3 protein-coding genes are annotated in these 1,329 nt (G+C 59.8%); 2 read left to right on the top strand and 1 reads right to left on the bottom strand.

The features are described 5' to 3' along the window. A partial coding sequence (locus INT40_RS20860; protein WP_413463566.1) for an IS3 family transposase occupies window positions 1–157 on the top strand: 157 nt, incomplete at its 5' end. A 55-nt stretch (window positions 158–212) separates the two neighbouring features. Then, window positions 213–575, top strand: coding sequence for a VOC family protein (locus INT40_RS20330; RefSeq protein ID WP_205677000.1), 363 nt, complete (start codon window positions 213–215; stop codon window positions 573–575). A 306-nt stretch (window positions 576–881) separates the two neighbouring features. Here INT40_RS20330 and INT40_RS20325 read toward each other — a convergent pair. Beyond that, on the bottom strand, window positions 882–1,329 hold a 448-nt coding region (locus INT40_RS20325; RefSeq protein ID WP_226831732.1), incomplete at its 5' end, for a hypothetical protein.

The following is a 1,329-nucleotide window of genomic DNA, read 5'->3' as shown; positions in this document are numbered from 1 at the left end:
CGACCGTCGCCGGTGGGTCACTCGCGACCAGTTGAGAATCGCGATCGTGACCTGGATCGAGCGGACATATCACCGACGTCGCCGACAAGCCCGGTTGGGTCGATTGACACCAGTAGAGTACGAAGCAATCATAGAGCCAGCTGCTCTCGCAGCTTGACACTCAAACTGTCACCTTTCTTTGCATCAGTCCCGAACTCAGACCGTATCTGTGTGTGTCCAATGCCCGAGCGGCGATCGACTGGTACGTGCAGGTGCTCGGTGCCGAGGTGACCTATCAGCCGATCATGATGGATGACGGCAGGGTCGGACATGTCGAACTTGCCATCGGTGACGCACACTGGATGATGGCCGATGCCTTCCCGGAGGTCGGGGTGGAACCACCGCTCACTGATCGCGGGGCGGCTGTCTCCCTGCATCTCACGGTGGACGACGTCGATGCCTGGGCCGAACGCGTCGTGGCCGCGGGGGTGCCGATGGACCGGGGGCCGCAAGATGAGGAATATGCCGGGCGGATCGCGATCTTCCATGATCCGTACGGGCACCGCTGGTACCTGAACTCGATGCCCGATTCATGACCGACAGGAAGCGAACCCTAGTTGGATCTCGTGCGGTGATGGCAGGCTATGCGACCGTGGGCGCCGATCGGGGTTTGGGGCCTAGCCATTTGCGTACCCGGCTTCGGTGCCGCCCTTCCGTCGAGGAGTCGCAAGGACGTGGGCGTCAGTTCTGCTAGTTTTCTGCATCAGACCAGCCTGGCAAGGACGCAGTCCGCGACCCTCCATGATGCGTTGGAGCTTCACACCTGTCCACGTCGAGAACGGAGTGCCGACCTCAGTTCTTGTGAGTTTACGGTAGCAACTTGGTTAGAACCGCTCGGTGAGTCAGCTCACTTGCTGGAGAAGCTTCTCGCCGGGTGCGAGCACAAGAAGATGTGCAGGGTGGTCGGCGAGCATGTCCTTGAGGCTGTCTAAGGGCTCACTAGTCGCGAAAAGTACCTGCGCACCAGCATCACCCGTATGCGACGCGTGGGCAAGTAGCGCCCGGTAGCTCTCTTTTGCAGCCTCTTGCTGCCTGGGCTCGTCGAAGATGAGGAGACCAAGATGGCGCCCTCCTGGCTCTTGTCCGATCTCCAGCACTCCGAAGAGATACGCCCAAATGAGTCGGATCATATCGCTCGCTGAGAGATCGAAACCTAGGTCGAAGCCTTCGTGGACTGGCCTGTAGGTAGTCTTGTCTATCTCAACTTCGCTGGGCTCGAGGGACTTGAATCCATAAGCCTGGATCCACCGATGAGGCTGGGCCGATAGCGGCGTGCCGATAGAGAGAATG

It is taken from the genome of Brevibacterium sp. FME17, from assembly GCF_014897515.1.
Taxonomy (GTDB): Bacteria; Actinomycetota; Actinomycetes; order Actinomycetales; family Brevibacteriaceae; genus Brevibacterium.
This window is presented reverse-complemented; position numbering and strand designations above follow the sequence as displayed.